We start from the raw sequence: 17,244 nt of genomic DNA, 5'->3' as shown, positions 1-17,244 counted from the left end.
CGACGCGCATCACAACGAGGCTTCCAGGGCGGCGAGTTGAGGGCGTCATAGGCTGTGGCCATGACCGCTGATGACCAGTCGTCCGTCGGGGTCGCGGTGACCCTGGGGCTCCTCGCCGCCTGGGCGCTGCACGACACCGAAGAGGTGCTCACCGCTCCGCGCTGGATCCGGAAGAACGTGCCGCGGCTGCGCGAGCGGTGGCCGGGTGTGCCCGAGCGGGTGTGGCGGGGCATGGAGGGTGTCGACGAGCGGGAGTTCACCGCCGCCGTCGGTGTCATGGCCGGGATCGTCGGCGCGGGGGCCGTCGCTGGCTGGGTGAGCGGCGGCCGCAGCGCCACGTACCAGGCGATGCTCAACGGGTTCGGGGCGCACGGGCTGCTGCACATCGGGCAGGCCGTCGCCGTGCGTGGTTACACCCCGGGCGTCGCGACCTCGCCGGTGCTCGTCGTGCCGTTCGCCCTGTGGGCGCGGGGGCGGCTGAAGAAGGCCGGGGTGCTGCGGCCGGGCCGGGCCCGTGACGTCGTCGCCGGGGTCGCCTGGGCGGCCGTGGCGACGGCTGTGTCGCACGGGGTGGCGCATCGGCTGGTCAGGTCGCGTCCCGGGTCGACGCCATGATGATGCGCTGGGCGACGGGGTTCATCTCCTCGCCCTTCGCGTCCGTGGCGTTGACCGAGTAGACGACCGTGCGGGACAGGTCGCGGGCGGCGGCGATTCCGGTGGTGTAGCCGTACCGTGCGCCGGACTTGCCCCAGTACACCTGGCCGCCGATCTCGATCTTCTGAAGACCCGCGCTCATCGTGGCGCCGTCGATGTCGGCCGGGACCGTGAACATCTCGTCGAGCTGCGGGGCGGGCACGAGTCGGCCGCGGAAGAGGGCGGTGAGCAGCCGCTCCAGGTCGGCGGTCGTGGAGATCATGTCGCCCGCCGCCGTCCGGTCGGCCTGGACCCACCGCGTCACGTCGACGAACTCCCCGTCCACGAGCTGGTATCCGCGGTTGTGCGGGCCGTGGATCCGCGGGTCGGTGCCGGGGAAGTATGTGTGCCGCATCCCGGCCGGGCGCAGCACGAGCCGGGTCGCCGCCTCCGCGTAGGAGTCGCCGGTCACCTTCTCCACGAGCAGCCCGAGCAGCGTGTAGTTGATGTTGAGGTACTGCTGCTTCGTGCCCGGTGCGAACGCGGGGCCCTCGGTGAGCGCCGAAGCGGCGACCTGTGTGGGCGTGACGACGTCGAAGCGGTGTGCGTACTGGTCCGCGAACGCGTCGCCCCAGCCGTCACCGGCCGGTATTCCGCTGGTGTGGTTGAGCAACTGCCGTATGGATATGGGGTGTTGGAAGTCGGTGCCGCGGAAGAGCGCGGGGAGGTAGCGCTGCACCGGTGCGTCCAGGTCCACCTGTCCGTCGGCGGCGAGCCGCAGCACCGTGGCCGCCGTCACGACCTTCGTCGTGGAGCCCGCCCGGAACCGTGCGTGTTCCAGGGCCCTCGCACCGCTGCGCAGGTCCCGTACGCCCGCGGACCCGTGCCAGGAACCGCCGGTGCCGCCGACCCGGACGAGGGCGGCGGTGGCGTCGTCGTCCGGCAGGCCCGTGAGTGCCTTGGCCAGCGCATTCGCGTCGGGGGCACCCGGGGTGGGCGCCACCACGGCCCGCGCCGGGGCGGCCGCGGCGAGCGGCGCGGCGACGGCACCGAGCGCGAGGGCAGTGGACAGGGCGAGGGCGAGTCGACGCTTCAAGGGGGCCTCCAGGAGCGGGAGTTGGCCCGGTCGGGCCGACACGGACCATCCTCGGCTCCGGCCGGCCGCGGCAGCTCGTCGCACGGGATGATCTCGACCCCGGCCCGCGCCCCGGCCATCCCCTAGGGGGCCCTCAGGCGTCGACCCGCAGCGACGTCAGGGTGTCGATCCGGTTCGTCGTGATCGAGTCCACGCCGATGTCGAGCAGCCTGCGCATCGAGCGCCTGGTGTCCGGGGTCCACGCCGACAGCAGGTAGCCGTCACGGTGGACGCGGGCCGCCAGGGCCCGGGTCACCAGCGGGAAGCGGTAGTTGAGCCAGCGGGGCGTGAGGGCCGCGAGGACCGCCGGGCGGGGCGGGGCCAGCGACGTCCAGGTGAGCGCGATCTCGGCGGCGGGCGACGCGGCGCGCACCTTGAGCATCGTCTCGGCGCCCGCGCAGTAGTAGACCCGCTCCTCGGCGCCGCAGTCGCGGACGGCGCCGACGACCGTACGTACCGAACGCGCGTCCGCGCCCGGCAGGTCGATCATGACGCGGACGTCACGGCACACCTCCAGGGCGTCCGCGAGCGTGGGCACACCGCCCTCGGTCAGCCCGCGCACCTCGTCGCCGGAGAGCACGGACAGCGGACGCTCGTGCTCCCACAGGCGCTCAAGCGTGGAGTCGTGGAGCAGTACCGGGACTGCGTCCCGCGTCAGTCGTACGTCGATCTCCACCGCGTCCGCGCCCCGTTCCAGCGCGGAGCGCAGGGACGGGAGGGTGTTCTCGCGGACGCGGTAGGGGTCGCCTCGGTGGGCCACGGCAGTCACGGTGCGCATGGCCCCATTGTGGCCTCCCGATCTCAGCTCGTGGCCTTCCAGTTCTCCGTGTACGTGTCGATCTCCGTGACGATGCGCGCCTTGCCCGCCTCGTCGAGGAAGGACTCCCGCACCGCGTTCTTCGCCAGCTCCGCCACGCCCCGCTCGTCGAGGTCGAGGAGGCGGGCCGCCACCGCGTACTCCGTGTTGAGGTCCGTGGAGAACATCGGCGGGTCGTCCGAGTTGATGGTGACCGTCACGCCCGCGTCCACGAACTGCTTGAGCGGGTGCTCTTCGAGGGTGCGGACCGCGCGCGTCGCGATGTTCGACGTCGGGCACACCTCCAGCGGGATGCCGTGCTCGGCGAGGTGGGCGAGCAGCCTCGGGTCCTGGACCGACGACGTGCCGTGGCCGATGCGCTCGGCGCCCAGGTGGTTCAGCGCGTCCCACACCGTCTCGGGACCGGTCGTCTCGCCCGCGTGCGGCACCGAGTGCAGGCCCGCCGCGCGCGCCCGGTCGAAGTACGGCTTGAACTGCGGCCGCGGCACGCCCACTTCGGGCCCGCCGAGCCCGAACGAGACCAGCCCCTCCGGGCGCAGCGCGTCGTCCGTGGCGAGCCGCGCCGTCTCCTCGGCCGACTCCAGACCCGCCTCGCCGGGGATGTCGAAGCACCAGCGCAGCACCGTGCCGAACTCGGACTCCGCCGACTTGCGCGCGTCCTCGATCGCCTCCATGAAGCCGCGGGCGTCGATGCCGCGGCGCGTGGAGGAGAAGGGGGTGAGGGTGAGCTCCGCGTACCGCACGTTCTGCCGGGCCATGTCGCGGGCGATCTCGAACGTGAGGAGGCGGACGTCCTCCGGCGTGCGGATCAGGTCGACCACCGACAGGTACACCTGGATGAAGTGCGCGAAGTCCGTGAACGTGAAGAACTCGGCCAGCGCCTCGGGGTCGGCGGGGACCTTCGAGTCGGGGTGCCGGGCGGCGAGCGCCGAGACGATCCTGGGGGAGGCGGAGCCCACGTGGTGGACGTGCAGTTCCGCCTTCGGCAGGCCGGTGATGAAGGCCGGCAGGCCCTGGCTCTGGCTCTGGCTGTGACTCGGGCTCTGGCTCACGGTTTCCTCCCCAGGAACTTGGGTGATCGGCTGATCGGGGTCCTCGTCATCGTATGCGGGGAGATCCACGGCCCGGCGGGGGTACCTACCATGACCGGATGAGCGAGGACGACCCGTGGCGTACGCCCCCGGCGCCCTCGGCGTACGGGTACGTCAACCCGTACGTGGCGCCGGACGAGCCCGTGCCGCCGCCGCCCGTCGGTCCCGACGGGTCGACGCCGTTCCCGTACGCGGGCTACTGGTACGGCTGCGGCGCGCCGGTCGTCGCGCCCCGCAACGGCCTGGGCGTCGCGGCCCTGGTGCTCGGCATCCTCACCGCCGTCGGCTTCGTGCTGTGGCCGGTCGCGATCGTGACGGGTGGCTCATCTGCGCGGTGGGCGGTTTGCTGTCGGCGGTAGGGGTCGGGATCGCCGTCCTTTTGGGGTGAGCCGCCCTCTTGCCGCCATCAGGGCTGCCACCAGCGATTCCCTGCTGTCGATCTCCATACACGCGACTTTGACACGCACCACTGACAATCCGTCCTGCGTTTTCCAGGCGGACTCGACACCTGGTCGACAGATTCCGTCGCGTAACCAAAAGGCAACAACGGAATCACTTGTTGGCGTGATGCTCCTCTGTCAGGATCGGCACTCAAATCGAGCTGGAGCTACGGCTGGAGCTACGTCGGCCCCCGGGACGGTGCCGACGCAGGAGAAGCGAGAGCGAGCACTCATGCACCACCCCACCTCGGATCACCCCGCCTCGGCCAAGAACGTGGCCGCACTGGCACAGGAACTCTTCGCGGACGGCGCGAACTTCATCGCGGGCCGCCTCGTCAAGGGCACATCCGGCCGCACCCACGCCGTCGTCGACCCGGCCACGGGCGAGGCGGTCCACACGTACGAACTGGCGGGCACCGCCGACGTGGACGCCGCCGTCGCCGCCGCCCGCGCCGCCTTCCCCGGCTGGGCGGGGGCCACCCCCGGCGAGCGGTCCGACGCCATGCACCGGTTCGCGGCCGTGCTCGACGAGAAGGCCGAGGAGTTCGCGCGCCTCGAATCGCTTCAGTGCGGCAAGCCGCTCAAGCTGAGCCGCGAGTTCGACGTGCCCGGATCGGTCGACAACGCCGCCTTCTTCGCCGGCGCCGCCCGGCATCTTCAGGGGCAGTCCGCGGGCGAGTACAGCGCCGACCACACCTCGTACGTACGCCGCGAGCCCATCGGTGTCGTCGGCTCCATCGCGCCGTGGAACTACCCGCTGCAGATGGCCGCCTGGAAGGTTCTTCCGGCGATCGCGGCGGGCAACACGATCGTCCTCAAGCCCGCCGAGCTGACCCCGTTCACCTCGCTCCTCTTCGCGCAGGCCGCCACCGAGGCGGGCCTCCCGGACGGCGTCGTCAACGTCATCAGCGGCGCGGGCCGCGACGCCGGTGAGCACCTCGTCGGTCACCCGGACGTCGCCATGACCTCCTTCACCGGCTCCACGGGCGTCGGCAAGCGGGTCGCCGAGATCGCCACGGCCACCGTGAAGCGGATCCACCTGGAGCTCGGCGGCAAGGCGCCGTTCCTCGTGTTCGACGACGCCGACCTCGACGCCGCCGTGCACGGCGCGGTCGCCGGCGCGCTCATCAACACCGGCCAGGACTGCACCGCCGCCACGCGCGCGTACGTGCAACGCCCGCTCTACGAAGCCTTCGTGGAGCGGACGGCCGCCCTGATGGAGACCGTCAGGCTCGGCGACCCGTTCGCCGCCGACACCGACCTCGGGCCGCTCATCTCGCACGCCCAGCGGGACCGCGTCGCCGCCATCGTCGACCGGGCACGCGGCTACGCGCGCGTGGTGACCGGTGGCGAGGCCCCCGGCGGCGACCTCGCGGACGGCGCCTACTACAGGCCCACCCTCATCGCCGACGCCGCGCAGGACAGCGAGGTCGTGCAGTCCGAGATCTTCGGCCCTGTGCTGGTGGTGCTGCCCTTCGACAGCGACGACGAGGGCATCCGGCTCGCCAACGACACCCCCTACGGGCTCGCCGCCTCCGCCTGGTCCACCAATGTGTTCCGCGCGAACCGTGCCACGCGCGAGATCAAGGCGGGCTGCGTGTGGGTCAACGACCACATCCCGATCCTCAGCGAGATGCCGCACGGCGGCTACAAGGCGTCCGGCTTCGGCAAGGACATGTCCGCGTACTCCTTCGACGAGTACACGCAGATCAAGCACGTCATGTTCGACAACACCGCGGTGGTGCGCAAGGACTGGCACCGCACGATCTTCGGGGACCGATAGTTGTTTTCAGGCCGCTGTGACCGGCGGCCGCCAACCCTCCCGAAAGGGCAACCACGCGCATGGAGCAGTACGAGCCCGACAGCCAGTCCCCGGCCCAACTGGCCGCCATGCACCGCAGCTTCAGGAACGGCAGGGCAGCGATGTCCCGCCGCTCCCTGATGCGGGCCTCCGCGGGCGGCGCCCTCGCCGTCGGCGGACTCGGCGCCCTCAGCGGCTGCGGCATTCCCGCGGCGAGCAAGTCCTCGGGCGGAATCTCGTCCGAGGACCACTCGGCCAAGGAGAAGTCCATCAACTTCTCCAACTGGACCGAGTACATCGACATGAGCGACGACGAGAAGCACCGCCCGTCGCTGGAGGCGTTCACCAAACGCACCGGGATCAAGGTCAAGTACACCGAGGACATCAACGACAACGTCGAGTTCTTCGGGAAGATCAAGCCGCAGCTCGCGGCCGGCCAGGACACCGGCCGCGACATCATCGTGCTGACCGACTGGCTCGCCGCGCGGCTGATCCGCTACGGCTGGGTGCAGAAGCTCGACCCGGCCAACCTGCCGCACGCGTACACCAACCTGGCCACCCAGTTCCGCAACCCGGACTGGGACCCGGGCCGCGCCTACTCCTACCCCTGGCAGGGCATCGCGACGGTCATCGCGTACAACACCAAGGCCACCGGCGGCAAGGAGATCACCTCGGTCTCGCAGCTGCTCGACGACCCGGCGCTCAAGGGCAAGGTCGGCCTGCTCTCCGAAATGCGCGACACGGTCGGCATGACGCTGATCGACATGGGCAAGGACCCGCGCACCTTCAAGGCCGACGACTTCGACGCGGCGATCGCACGCCTCCAGAAGGCCGTCGACAGCAAGCAGGTGCGCCGCTTCACCGGCAACGACTACATATCCGACCTCAGCAAGGGCGACCTCGCGGCCTGCCTCGCCTGGGCAGGGGACGTCGTGCAGCTCCAGGCGGACAACCCGGACGTCAAGTTCGCCATCCCGGACGCCGGTTACATCTCGTCGACCGACAACATGCTGGTCCCCAACAAGGCGCGCCACAAGACGAACGCCGAGAAGCTCATGGACTACTACTACGAGCCGGCGGTCGGCGCGGAGCTGGCGGCGTGGATCAACTACGTATCGCCGCTGGAGACCGGCCTCGTCAAGCCGGAACTCGCCAAGATCGACAAGGACGTCGCGAACGACCCGCTGATCGTCCCCGACAAGGAGATGTCGGCGAAGGCGCACGGGTTCCGCTCCCTGACGGCAAAGGAAGACACGGCGTTCGAGCAGAAGTTCGCCCAGCTCACCGGCGGCTGAACCAGCACCGTCCGGCACCTTCGCACCGCCTCAGCCCTCACCGACTCCTTGGACTCACCATGACGACCCTTACGACGTCGGAGACCGGCGGCGACGTCCGTCTCTCCGGGATCAGCAAGACGTACGACAACGGCTTCACCGCCGTCCAGCCGCTCGACCTCACCGTGCCCCAGGGCTCGTTCTTCGCGCTGCTCGGCGCCTCCGGCTGCGGGAAGACCACGACGCTGCGCATGATCGCGGGCCTTGAGGACCCGACCACGGGAACCGTGCACCTCGGCGACCAGGACGTGACGTCCCTGCCCCCGTACAAGCGCCCGGTGAACACCGTCTTCCAGTCGTACGCGCTCTTCCCGCACCTCGACATCTACGAGAACGTCGCCTTCGGCCTGCGCCGGCGCGGCATCAAGTCCGTGAAGAAGCAGGTCGAGGAGATGCTCGACCTGGTGCAGCTCGGCGAGCACATCCGCAAGAAGCCGCAGCAGCTCTCCGGCGGCCAGCAGCAGCGCGTCGCCGTCGCCCGCGCGCTCATCAACCACCCCAAGGTGCTGCTGCTCGACGAGCCGCTCGGCGCCCTCGACCTCAAGCTGCGCCGCCAGATGCAGCTGGAGCTCAAGCGCATCCAGACCGAGGTCGGCATCACGTTCGTGCACGTCACGCACGACCAGGAGGAGGCCATGACGATGGCCGACACCGTGGCCGTGATGAACCGGGGCTCCGTCGAACAACTCGGCGCCCCCACCGACCTGTACGAGAACCCCGGCTCGACGTTCGTCGCGAACTTCCTCGGCACCTCGAACTTCATCGAGGCCGAGATCGCGGGCCGCTCCGGCGACGACCTCACCCTCAAGGCGGGCGGCGGCAAGCTCGTCCTGCCCACCTCCCGCAACTCCGCGCGCACCACCGAGACCGGTGACAAGCTGCTCCTCGGCGTGCGCCCCGAGAAGATCTCGCTCACGCACGCCGACGACGCGGGCGAGATACCCGGCGGCCGCAACCGCATCACCGGGAAGATCGCCGACTCCAGTTTCATCGGAGTCTCCACCCAGTACGTCATCGACAGCCCGCTGTGCGACTCCTTCGAGGTCTACGCGCAGAACATTGAGCGCGACAGCCGCCTCGCGCCCGGCGCCGAGGTCGTCCTGCACTGGAACCCGGCCCACACCTTCGGACTCGACGCCGCGCAGGACATCGAGGCGGGCGCGGCCAAGGTCTCGGAGGACGCCGCCGCATGAGCACGACACTCTCCGACGCGCCCCCGCCGGCGCCCACGACAACAGAAGCGCCGCGCAAGACCCGCAAGCGCGGCCGCCTCGTCCCGTACTGGCTGCTGCTGCCCGGCATCCTCTGGCTGGTCGTCTTCTTCGCCCTGCCGATGGTCTACCAGGCCTCAACATCCGTACAGCAAGGGTCACTTGAGGACGGCTTCAAGGTCACCTGGCACTTCGCGACGTACTGGGACGCGCTGTCCGAGTACTGGCCGCAGTTCCTGCGCTCCGTCCTGTACGCGGGGCTCGCCACGATCCTGTGCCTGCTGCTCGGCTACCCGCTCGCGTACCTCATCGCGTTCCGCGCGGGCCGCTGGCGCAACTTCATCATGATCCTGGTGATCGCCCCGTTCTTCACCAGCTTCCTGATCCGTACGCTCGCGTGGAAGACGATCCTCGCGGACGGCGGCCCCGTCGTGGGCGCGCTCAACTCGCTGCACGTCCTCGACGTCACGAGCTGGATCGGCATGACCGACGGCAGCCGGATCCTCGCCACACCGCTCGCGGTGGTGTGCGGACTCACGTACAACTTCCTGCCGTTCATGATCCTGCCGCTCTACACCTCGCTGGAACGGATCGACGGCCGGCTGCACGAGGCGGCGGGCGATCTGTACGCGCACCCGTTCACCACCTTCCGCAAGGTGACGTTCCCGCTGTCGATGCCGGGCGTCGTGTCCGGAACGCTGCTGACGTTCATCCCCGCGACCGGCGACTACGTCAACGCCGACCTGCTCGGCTCCACCGACACCCGCATGGTCGGAAACGTCATCCAGACGCAGTTCCTGCGCGTTCTCGACTATCCGACGGCGGCGGCGCTCTCCTTCATCCTCATGGCGGCCATTCTCTTCATGGTCACCTTCTACATCCGTCGTTCCGGGACGGAGGACCTCGTCTGATGCTGTTGCTGACACGCTGGCTGCGAAAGAATCTCGTGGTGATAGCGGGCCTGATCACGCTCGGCTATCTGCTGCTCCCGAACATCGTCGTGACGGTCTTCTCCTTCAACAAACCGAAGGGCCGCTTCAATTACGAGTGGCAGGAATTCTCGACGGACGCCTGGAAGAACCCGTGCGGCGTCGCCGACATGTGCGGATCGCTCTCGCTGAGCCTCCAGATCGCCTTTTGGGCCACGATCGGCGCGACGGCCCTCGGCACGATGATCGCCTTCGCGCTCGTCCGCTACCGGTTCAGGGCGCGCGGCGCCATCAACTCGCTGATCTTCCTGCCGATGGCGATGCCGGAGGTCGTGATGGCGGCCTCGCTGCTCACGCTCTTCCTCAACATGGGCGCCCAGCTGGGCTTCTGGACGATCCTCATCGCCCACATCATGTTCTGCCTCAGCTTCGTGGTGACGGCGGTCAAGGCGCGCGTGATGTCCATGGACCCGCGCCTTGAGCAGGCCGCGCAGGACCTGTACGCGGGCCCCGTGCAGACCTTCCTCCGCGTCACCCTGCCGATCGCCGCGCCGGGTATCGCCGCGGGCGCGCTGCTCGCCTTCGCGCTGTCCTTCGACGATTTCATCATCACCAATTTCAACGCGGGCTCGACCGTCACCTTCCCCATGTTCGTCTGGGGCTCGGCGCAGCGCGGAACGCCCGTTCAGATCAATGTCATCGGTACGGCCATGTTCCTGGTCGCCGTACTGTTTGTGCTGGCCGGAATGACCATCGGCAAGCGCAAGAACAAGGTTGCCTGAGTTACTCGAATTTCTGAGGGAGTTGGAATCATGGCCGCACGCGCCATGAATCGCTGGACGAATTCACTCGCCGACGCCAAGCCGGTCGCCTACTGGCTCGACGACCCCGGCAGGCCCGAGGCCCGCCCGGCCCTGACCGGCGACGAGCACTGCGACCTCCTGGTCGTCGGCGGCGGCTACAGCGGACTGTGGACCGCGCTGCTCGCCAAGGAGCGCGACCCGGGACGTGACGTCGTCCTCGTCGAGGGCCGCGAGATCGGCTGGGCCGCCTCCGGGCGCAACGGGGGATTCTGCGCCGCCTCCCTCACGCACGGCACGGCCAACGGGCTCGCCCGCTGGCCGAACGAGATCAAGAAGCTGGAGGAGCTCGGCGCCGCCAACCTCGACGCCATCGAGGCGGCGGTCGCCCGCTACTCCATCGACTGCGACTTCGAGCGCACCGGCGAGCTGGACGTGGCGACGCAGCCCCACCAGGTCGCCGAACTGCGCGAGTTCCACGCGGAGTTGACCGAGTCCGGTCTCGCCGACGGCATCGAGCTCCTCGACGCGGACCAGACCCGCGAACAGGTGGCGTCGCCCACCTTCCTCGGCTCGATGTACGACCGCCACGGCGTCGCCATGCTGCACCCGGCGAAGCTGGCGTGGGGCCTCAAGCGGGCCTGCCTCGACCTGGGCGTTCGCGTCCACGAGAACACGCCGGCCACGGAGCTTGCCTCGAACGGCGCGGGGGTCGCGGTCCGCACCCCGTACGGCCGGGTCCGCGCCCGGCACGTCGCGCTCGCCACGAACGTCTTCCCGTCCCTGGTCAAGCGCACGCGCGCGTACACCGTCCCGGTGTACGACTACGCGCTGATGACGGAGCCGCTGGGGCCGGACCAGCTGGCGGCGGTCGGCTGGAAGAACCGCCAGGGCCTCGGCGACTCGGCGAACCAGTTCCACTACTTCCGGCTCTCCGCCGACAACCGGATCCTGTGGGGCGGCTACGACGCGATCTACCCGTACGGCGGCCGGGTGCGGGCCGAGCACGACCACCGCCCGGAGACGTACGCGAAGCTCGCCGAGCACTTCTTCACGTGCTTCCCGCAGCTGGAGGGCCTGCGCTTCACGCACGCGTGGGGCGGCGCGATCGACACCTGCACCCGCTTCTCGGCGTTCTTCGGCACGGCGCACGCGGGGCGGGTGGCGTACGCCGCCGGGTACACGGGCCTCGGCGTGGGCGCGACGCGCTTCGGCGCGGACGTGATGCTGGACCTCCTCTCGGGCGAGCGCACGGACCGTACGGAGCTGGAAATGGTGCGCAAGAAGCCGCTCCCGTTCCCGCCGGAGCCGTTCGCGTCCACGGGCATCGCGCTCACCAAGTGGTCCCTCGCACGCGCCGACGAGAACGGCGGCCGCCGCAATCTGTGGCTCAAGGCGATGGACACGGTGGGCCTCGGCTTCGACAGTTAGAAAAACTTCCTACCTCAGGTAACCGAAGTCGCGTAATGCCCGGGCGACTTCCCCCTCTCGTTCGTGACCACCAGCGTCGAAGTGAACGAGGAGGGCCCCGTCATGACTGGCTCGGGGGACAAGGCCGCGGTCGAGTGGCTGGTGTCCGTGGCACCGGATCCGGACGCCTGCCGCTGGGAGTGGGAACGCAATCCGCACGGCGTGGCGCTGCTGCCCGCGGGCGAGCGGTGGGACGTGCTGATCCTGCCGGGCGAGCTGGGCTACCCGACGCTCGACGTGCTGCGCCGGGTGATCGACCGGCCGGGCCCCGTGCTGGCGGACTTCGGCGCCGCCCGCATGGGCTTCTTCGTCCCCGCGGGCACGGCCTCCCGGTGGCTCGGCACGGGGGTGCGCGCGGCGGGGCGCGGCACCTGGATCGTGGTGCCGTACCCCGGCCGCCTCGCGGGCGGAGTGCGCTGGCTGGTACGCCCGGACGGATCGGGCACCCTCACGGACCCGGCCCTCCTGGAACTCGCGATGCACGAGGCGGCGGCTCAGCTGGCCAGAGATACGGGGGAGTAGGAGCGACACAGGCGGGCGGCCGCGCACAGCAGCACGACCGCCAGACACCAGCTGCCGAGCACATCGGCCGGCCAGTGATACCCCTGCCGTACGAGTCCCAGGCCTACGGCCGCGTTCAACAGGACGCAGACGTAGGCCGGTTCACGTCGGCCGTGGACGGCGCGGAGCAGCAGCACGCACAGCCCGTACGCGACCGCCGCCGTCGCCGCGTGGCCCGACGGGTAGAAACCCGTGTCCGGTGCCATGGGCGGCGGCCCGGGGCGGTCGATGAGGGCCTGGAGCGGGGCCACCAGCGTGGGGACCAGGGCCATCGTCACGGCCGCGACGATCACGGCGACCCGCGACCGGATGCGCCAGGTGACGTACGCGAGGGTGCCGGCGAGGACGGGGAGTGCGACCGCCATGTTGCCGAGGTCGGCGAAGAACTCGGCGGGTCCGGAGGGGATCGCGCTGGTCCGGATCGCGTCGCCGAGGCGCTCGTCGTACACGAGGAGGGGGCCGTCGGAGGCGACCTGCCAGGTGAGGGCGGCGAAGAGAAGCGCTGCGAAGAGGATGAGAAAGATGGTCGGCCGGTTCGGAACAGGGGGGGTAGTTCCGAACCGGCCGAACTGGCCGGCGTATCGCGCGCCCCGGGGGGTTTGGGGCGGGCGACCGTCCGACCGGTGAGGAGTTCCGGAGCCGGAAGCTCCGGGTGTGTGCGCGAGGGCACGACCAGGGCGAAGCTGGGGAGGCCTCGACCCGGTACCGCTCGCAGTCACCTGCGAGCGGGGTGTTTCTCTCATCTGCAGAAACCGTACGGCAGGGGCTGAGGGTGCGACAGCCGGTTGGGCAACATCCCATCGGCCTCGCACACCTTCTTCACACGGCCCGACCGTCGTCGCAGGTCACGGAATCGTCGCGGTCCGCGTCGTCACGATCGGGCGGTGTGGCTCCTGTTACCGGAGCGGTGTCCCGGGTGTGCTGGGTGTGCTGTTCAGAGCGCGGCGAACGCGTTCTCGATGATGTCCAGGCCCTCGTTCAGGAGCTCCTGGCCGATGACGAGCGGCGGCAGGAAACGCAGCACGTTGCCGTACGTGCCACAGGTGAGGACGAGCAGGCCCTCGGCGTGGCAGGCCTTGGCGAGCGCGGCGGCGGCCTCCGGGTTCGGCTCCTTCGTCGCCGGGTCCTTGACGAGCTCGACGGCGATCATGCCGCCGCGGCCGCGGATGTCGCCGATGGCCGGGAACTTCTCCTGCATCGCCGACAGGCGCGACTTCATCGTCGTCTCGATCTCCTTCGCCTTGGCGTTGAGGTCGAGCTCCTTCATCGTCTCGATGGCGCCGAGCGCACCGGCGCAGGCCACCGGGTTGCCGCCGTAGGTGCCGCCGAGGCCGCCCGCGTGCGCGGCGTCCATGATCTCGGCCTTGCCGGTCACCGCGGCGAGCGGGAGGCCGCCCGCGATGCCCTTGGCGGTCGTGATCAGGTCCGGGACGATGCCCTCGTCCTCGCACGCGAACCACTGGCCGGTGCGGCAGAAGCCGGACTGGATCTCGTCCGCGACGAAGACGATGCCGTTGTCGGCGGCGAACTGGCGGATCGCCGGGAGGAAGCCCTTGGCCGGCTCGATGAAGCCGCCCTCGCCGAGCACCGGCTCGATGATGATCGCGGCGACGTTGTCCGCGCCGATCTGCTTGGTGATCTGGTCGATCGCCTGGGCGGAGGCCTCGGCGCCCGCGTTCTCCTGGCCGGTCGGCCAGCGGTAGCCGTAGGCCACCGGCACGCGGTAGACCTCGGGCGCGAACGGGCCGAAGCCGTTCTTGTACGGCATGTTCTTCGACGTGAGCGCCATCGTCAGGTTCGTACGGCCGTGGTAGCCGTGGTCGAAGACGACGACCGCCTGGCGCTTGGTGTAGGCGCGGGCGATCTTGACGGCGTTCTCGACGGCCTCGGCGCCCGAGTTGAACAGGGCCGACTTCTTGGCGTGGTCGCCAGGCGTCAGCTCGGCGAGCGCCTCGGCGACCGCTACGTAGCTCTCGTACGGCGTGACCATGAAGCAGGTGTGGGTGAAGTCCTGCAGCTGGGCGGAGGCGCGGCGGACCACGGCCTCGGCGGAGGCGCCGACGGAGGTCACGGCGATGCCGGAGCCGAAGTCGATGAGGCGGTTGCCGTCGACGTCCTCGATGATGCCGCGGTCCACCTTGGCGGTGAACACCGGCAGCGTGGAGCCCACGCCCGCGGCGACGACCGCGGTGCGGCGAGCCTGCAGCTCCTGCGACTTCGGGCCGGGGATGGCGGTGACGACGCGGCGCTCCTGCGGGATGTCGCTCATGCGTGGCTCCTGGTTCTGGAATCCGGTCCCGGTTTCGCCGGGGCTGCTTTCGGGGGGTTTCTCGCAGGTTAGGGGCGGGGGAGCGGGGCGGTCATGCTCCATCAGGGCGGGGTCGGTGGCGCGTGTTGTCCGTCTTGGACAGGTGTACGTGTCGGTGCCGGTGCCGCCCCATGGGCGGACATGGGGCGCGTACGCGGTGAACTCCCCAGGTACGGGCATTAGATTGAGGCGCGATCGACGCACACGGCACGAACGGACCGGCAGGTCAGGGGGCTACGCCATGGACAGCGACAGCGGGATGCGGGAGACGCACGGGGCAGGAGGCGATCGGCGGGCCGCCGCGCCCGTGCCGCGTCCCGCGCGGCCGCCCCGCCCCGTCGCCCCGCCGATGCCCCGGCAGGCGCCGAGCGCGTCCCGCGGTTCGGTGGCCGAGTGGCTCGCCGCGCGTCGCCCCAAGGCGCAGCCGGGGGTGTGGCGGTACGGATTCGTGCCGAGGCCTCCGGAACGGGACACGTCGGCGCTCGGCCGCAGGCTGCTGGTGTGGATGGCGCTGTCGTTCCTGGTCGGCGTCCTGCTGTGGAGCCTGTGGCGGCGCGGCACGCTGCCGTACCAGTGGGCCCCGCTCAAGATCTTCACGCCGGACAGCTGGTGGTGGCCGGGCACGACCTCGCCCCGCGACTCGAAGGCGTACGACGCACTCGTCGTCTACGAAGGCGTGGCCTTCGCTCTGCTCGTCTTCTTGGTGGGGCGTTTCGGGGCCTGGGGGGAGGGCATCCGGCACTTCGTCGTCCGCAGGCCCCAGCCCGCCCGCGCCGTCGTGGCCTCGGTCGCCGCCGTGGGCGTGCTGGTCTTCGTATGGCCGGACGCGCTCGGCCTCTCCTGGCGGCCGCTGCCGATCGCCGACCCGGTCCTCTCCCTCGTCGTCCTCGTCACCGGCGGCTACGGCTTCTTCAAGGTCCCGGTCCTCGCCTACCTCCTGTACGCGCTGATCACGGCGGCGATCCTGTGGCCGTTCGCCCGGATCGGCGGCTGGCTCGACGTCTGGTCCGCGCGCCGCAAGAAGGAGGCGCCGCCCCGTCCCGCCGCACCGCCCGCGCGCGCGGGCTGGGCGCAACTGCGCGAGGCCGGCCAGGGCCAAGCCGCCGACGTGCTCACCGCCGAGGTGGCCGGTGGGCGTATGAACGACGTCGACTGCGCCCGCGTCACCCACGCCTGGCGGCACACCGCCGACCCCGCCGCCTTCGCCAAGACCGTGCTCAAGCAGGGCGCGGGCGCCTGGGCGCACCCCTCGGGGCAGCGCGATCTGCCGGCCCGCGCGGCGGCGCACGACCTGCTCGTCGGACAGGTGCGGATCGGCTCCTACGCGCGCGACGAGCGCAATCCGTACGCGCTGCGGGGCGCCGGCGTGGCCCTCGACCCGAGCCTGCTGGGCACCTCGCTCCTCGCCGTCGGCCCGCCGGGCGCGGGAAAGACGGCGGGAGTCGTACGCCCCGTGGTCGAGTCCCTGGCGCTCCAGGCGCTCACCGGGCAGTGCGCCGTGCTCGCGGTCTGCGCGCAGGGCACCCCGCTCGGCCCCGACGACGCGTACGACGTCGTGGTCAGGCCGGGCGACCGGGCGTCGGTGCACGACCTCGACCTGTACGCGGCCGCCACCGACGCGGACGAGGCCGCGGGCTTCCTCGCCGAGGGCCTGGTCGGCGACCTGGACACGGTGGACACCCGGCGCGCCGCCACCGCGCTCGCCCAGCTCCTCGGCCCCTACCGCGAGGCGCACGGGACGTTCCCCGCGGTGCCGGTGCTGCGCGAACTCCTGGAGGGAGAGCCGGAGGCGTTCGCCGACCTCAAGGGGCGGCTGATGGCGGACTCCGCGATGCGCCGCGAACTCGACGCCCGGCAGCGCCAGTTCGCCGCCGCGAACGACCCGGGCCCGATGCTCGCCGACCGCCTCGCCCTCCTTGACCGCCCGATCTTCTCCGGCTTCTTCGACCCGGCCGCCAGCCGCCCGTTCTCCGTACGGGCCCTCGCGCACCACCCGCTGCGGGTCCGTGTCGACCTGCCCGAACAGGGCCACGAAGAGGCGTCCCGGCTGCTCGCCCGGCTGCTGCTCGCCCAGTTCACCTCCGTCGTACGAGCACAGGGACAGCGGTCCCACTTCGCCTGCCTGGTCCTCGACGACGCGGCACGCACCGTCACCGCCGAGACGGTCCGCGGCATCCAGCGGCTGCGCTCGGCCCACGCCGGAGTGGTGCTCGGCCTGCGCACCATCGGCGAGGTCGCCGAGCCCCTGCAGGGCCCGCTCTACGCGGCCGTCGGCTGCCGTATGGCGTTCTCCGGGGTCACGACGTGGGACGGCAGGCGCTTCGCGGAGGCCTGGGGCACGGAGTGGGTGGAGACCGAGGAGGTCGCGCAGCACGCGGTGTTCGCGCAGCAGCCGCTGACCCGCGCACTGCACAAAGCGCGCCAGATGGTGACCGGGAAGGCCGTCACCACGGACGCCGTCACCGTCCGCAAGGTGGAGCGCGAACGCTGGTCTGCCTCCGACCTGGCGCACGCGGTGCCGCCGGGGCACGCGGTGCTTTCGCTCACCACCGTGCGCGGGGAACACGCTCCGCCGCTGCTCGTGGACCTGCGCGGCTGAAAACCGCGTGAAAGCGCCTGAAGGTTGACTGAGCTTTCAGGGGGTGGGGCCCCAGCGGTACGTACGGTGAGGCAGAATCAACACTGGTCGTTCATACGCACCGGCCAAAAGCTTC

15 protein-coding genes are annotated in these 17,244 nt (G+C 70.7%); 10 read left to right on the top strand and 5 right to left on the bottom strand.

Annotated elements, in window-relative coordinates:
- The first annotated feature begins 60 nt into the window (after nucleotides 1-60).
- Nucleotides 61-615 (top strand): HXXEE domain-containing protein, encoded by a 555-nt coding sequence (locus tag ACFYWS_RS36555; RefSeq protein WP_389283672.1) that lies wholly within the window; start codon nucleotides 61-63, stop codon nucleotides 613-615.
- Here ACFYWS_RS36555 and ACFYWS_RS36550 read toward each other — a convergent pair.
- The 3 genes from ACFYWS_RS36550 to ACFYWS_RS36540 all read right to left on the bottom strand — a co-directional run bounded on the left by ACFYWS_RS36550 (nucleotide 587) and on the right by ACFYWS_RS36540 (nucleotide 3,637).
- On the bottom strand, nucleotides 587-1,771 hold the full coding sequence (locus tag ACFYWS_RS36550) for a serine hydrolase domain-containing protein (RefSeq protein WP_389283670.1): 1,185 nt from the start codon (nucleotides 1,769-1,771) through the stop codon (nucleotides 587-589). The genes ACFYWS_RS36555 and ACFYWS_RS36550 overlap by 29 nt on opposite strands.
- A gap of 91 nt (nucleotides 1,772-1,862) precedes the next feature.
- Nucleotides 1,863-2,546 (bottom strand): glycerophosphodiester phosphodiesterase, encoded by a 684-nt coding sequence (locus ACFYWS_RS36545; RefSeq protein WP_389283669.1) that lies wholly within the window; start codon nucleotides 2,544-2,546, stop codon nucleotides 1,863-1,865.
- Between the two features lie 23 nt (nucleotides 2,547-2,569).
- Complete coding sequence (locus tag ACFYWS_RS36540) at nucleotides 2,570-3,637, bottom strand: adenosine deaminase (RefSeq protein WP_389283667.1); 1,068 nt, start codon at nucleotides 3,635-3,637, stop codon at nucleotides 2,570-2,572.
- 98 nt (nucleotides 3,638-3,735) lie between these two features.
- Here ACFYWS_RS36540 and ACFYWS_RS36535 point away from each other — a divergent pair, with 98 nt between their 5' ends.
- From ACFYWS_RS36535 to ACFYWS_RS36500, 8 genes are all read left to right on the top strand, one after another.
- Nucleotides 3,736-4,035: a hypothetical protein gene (locus ACFYWS_RS36535; RefSeq protein WP_389283666.1), complete on the top strand. Its 300-nt coding sequence runs from the start codon at nucleotides 3,736-3,738 to the stop codon at nucleotides 4,033-4,035.
- A gap of 313 nt (nucleotides 4,036-4,348) precedes the next feature.
- Complete coding sequence (locus tag ACFYWS_RS36530) at nucleotides 4,349-5,899, top strand: gamma-aminobutyraldehyde dehydrogenase (RefSeq protein WP_389283665.1); 1,551 nt, start codon at nucleotides 4,349-4,351, stop codon at nucleotides 5,897-5,899.
- Nucleotides 5,900-5,958: 59 nt separating this feature from the next.
- Complete coding sequence (locus ACFYWS_RS36525; protein WP_389283664.1) at nucleotides 5,959-7,212, top strand: spermidine/putrescine ABC transporter substrate-binding protein; 1,254 nt, start codon at nucleotides 5,959-5,961, stop codon at nucleotides 7,210-7,212.
- Nucleotides 7,213-7,271: 59 nt separating this feature from the next.
- Nucleotides 7,272-8,444 (top strand): ABC transporter ATP-binding protein, encoded by a 1,173-nt coding sequence (locus ACFYWS_RS36520; protein ID WP_389283662.1) that lies wholly within the window; start codon nucleotides 7,272-7,274, stop codon nucleotides 8,442-8,444.
- Nucleotides 8,441-9,373 carry an ABC transporter permease gene (locus ACFYWS_RS36515; RefSeq protein WP_389283660.1) on the top strand — a complete coding sequence of 311 codons (933 nt, stop codon included), beginning with the start codon at nucleotides 8,441-8,443 and terminating at the stop codon, nucleotides 9,371-9,373. The genes ACFYWS_RS36520 and ACFYWS_RS36515 overlap by 4 nt, the downstream gene beginning before the upstream one ends.
- Nucleotides 9,373-10,173: an ABC transporter permease gene (locus ACFYWS_RS36510; RefSeq protein ID WP_389283659.1), complete on the top strand. Its 801-nt coding sequence runs from the start codon at nucleotides 9,373-9,375 to the stop codon at nucleotides 10,171-10,173. Before ACFYWS_RS36515 ends, ACFYWS_RS36510 begins: the two co-directional genes overlap by 1 nt.
- 30 nt (nucleotides 10,174-10,203) lie before the next feature.
- A complete protein-coding gene (locus tag ACFYWS_RS36505; RefSeq protein ID WP_389283657.1) occupies nucleotides 10,204-11,622 on the top strand; it encodes an NAD(P)/FAD-dependent oxidoreductase in 1,419 nt (472 codons plus the stop codon).
- Between the two features lie 102 nt (nucleotides 11,623-11,724).
- Nucleotides 11,725-12,183: a hypothetical protein gene (locus tag ACFYWS_RS36500; protein ID WP_389283656.1), complete on the top strand. Its 459-nt coding sequence runs from the start codon at nucleotides 11,725-11,727 to the stop codon at nucleotides 12,181-12,183.
- On the opposite strand, the gene ACFYWS_RS36495 is transcribed toward ACFYWS_RS36500, so the two are convergent.
- Nucleotides 12,156-12,671 carry a phosphatase PAP2 family protein gene (locus ACFYWS_RS36495; RefSeq protein WP_389283655.1) on the bottom strand — a complete coding sequence of 172 codons (516 nt, stop codon included), beginning with the start codon at nucleotides 12,669-12,671 and terminating at the stop codon, nucleotides 12,156-12,158. The two genes, ACFYWS_RS36500 and ACFYWS_RS36495, sit on opposite strands and share 28 nt — an antisense overlap.
- Before the next feature lie 485 nt (nucleotides 12,672-13,156).
- Nucleotides 13,157-14,491 carry a 4-aminobutyrate--2-oxoglutarate transaminase gene (gene gabT, locus ACFYWS_RS36490; protein ID WP_389283654.1) on the bottom strand — a complete coding sequence of 445 codons (1,335 nt, stop codon included), beginning with the start codon at nucleotides 14,489-14,491 and terminating at the stop codon, nucleotides 13,157-13,159.
- Between the two features lie 280 nt (nucleotides 14,492-14,771).
- Here gabT and ACFYWS_RS36485 point away from each other — a divergent pair, with 280 nt between their 5' ends.
- Nucleotides 14,772-17,129, top strand: a complete 2,358-nt coding sequence (locus ACFYWS_RS36485) for an ATP/GTP-binding protein (protein ID WP_389283652.1) — start codon at nucleotides 14,772-14,774, stop codon at nucleotides 17,127-17,129.
- The last annotated feature ends 115 nt before the right edge of the window (nucleotides 17,130-17,244 follow it).

The organism is Streptomyces sp. NPDC002795 (assembly GCF_042888725.1).
GTDB lineage: Bacteria > Actinomycetota > Actinomycetes > Streptomycetales > Streptomycetaceae > Streptomyces.
Note: the sequence above shows the minus strand (reverse complement) of the source record. Positions and strands in the feature narration are given on the sequence as shown.

Excerpts from the sequence above, each read along its gene's own strand:
- ACFYWS_RS36555 (WP_389283672.1), top strand. The coding sequence starts at position 61 with ATGACCGCTGATGACCAGTCGTCCGTCGGGGTCGCGGTGACCCTGGGG.
- ACFYWS_RS36545 (WP_389283669.1), bottom strand. The coding sequence starts at position 2,546 with ATGCGCACCGTGACTGCCGTGGCCCACCGAGGCGACCCCTACCGCGTC.
- ACFYWS_RS36535 (WP_389283666.1), top strand. The coding sequence starts at position 3,736 with ATGAGCGAGGACGACCCGTGGCGTACGCCCCCGGCGCCCTCGGCGTAC.
- ACFYWS_RS36530 (WP_389283665.1), top strand. The coding sequence starts at position 4,349 with ATGCACCACCCCACCTCGGATCACCCCGCCTCGGCCAAGAACGTGGCC.
- ACFYWS_RS36525 (WP_389283664.1), top strand. The coding sequence starts at position 5,959 with ATGGAGCAGTACGAGCCCGACAGCCAGTCCCCGGCCCAACTGGCCGCC.
- ACFYWS_RS36520 (WP_389283662.1), top strand. The coding sequence starts at position 7,272 with ATGACGACCCTTACGACGTCGGAGACCGGCGGCGACGTCCGTCTCTCC.
- ACFYWS_RS36515 (WP_389283660.1), top strand. The coding sequence starts at position 8,441 with ATGAGCACGACACTCTCCGACGCGCCCCCGCCGGCGCCCACGACAACA.
- ACFYWS_RS36510 (WP_389283659.1), top strand. The coding sequence starts at position 9,373 with ATGCTGTTGCTGACACGCTGGCTGCGAAAGAATCTCGTGGTGATAGCG.
- ACFYWS_RS36505 (WP_389283657.1), top strand. The coding sequence starts at position 10,204 with ATGGCCGCACGCGCCATGAATCGCTGGACGAATTCACTCGCCGACGCC.
- ACFYWS_RS36500 (WP_389283656.1), top strand. The coding sequence starts at position 11,725 with ATGACTGGCTCGGGGGACAAGGCCGCGGTCGAGTGGCTGGTGTCCGTG.
- gabT (WP_389283654.1), bottom strand. The coding sequence starts at position 14,491 with ATGAGCGACATCCCGCAGGAGCGCCGCGTCGTCACCGCCATCCCCGGC.
- ACFYWS_RS36485 (WP_389283652.1), top strand. The coding sequence starts at position 14,772 with ATGGACAGCGACAGCGGGATGCGGGAGACGCACGGGGCAGGAGGCGAT.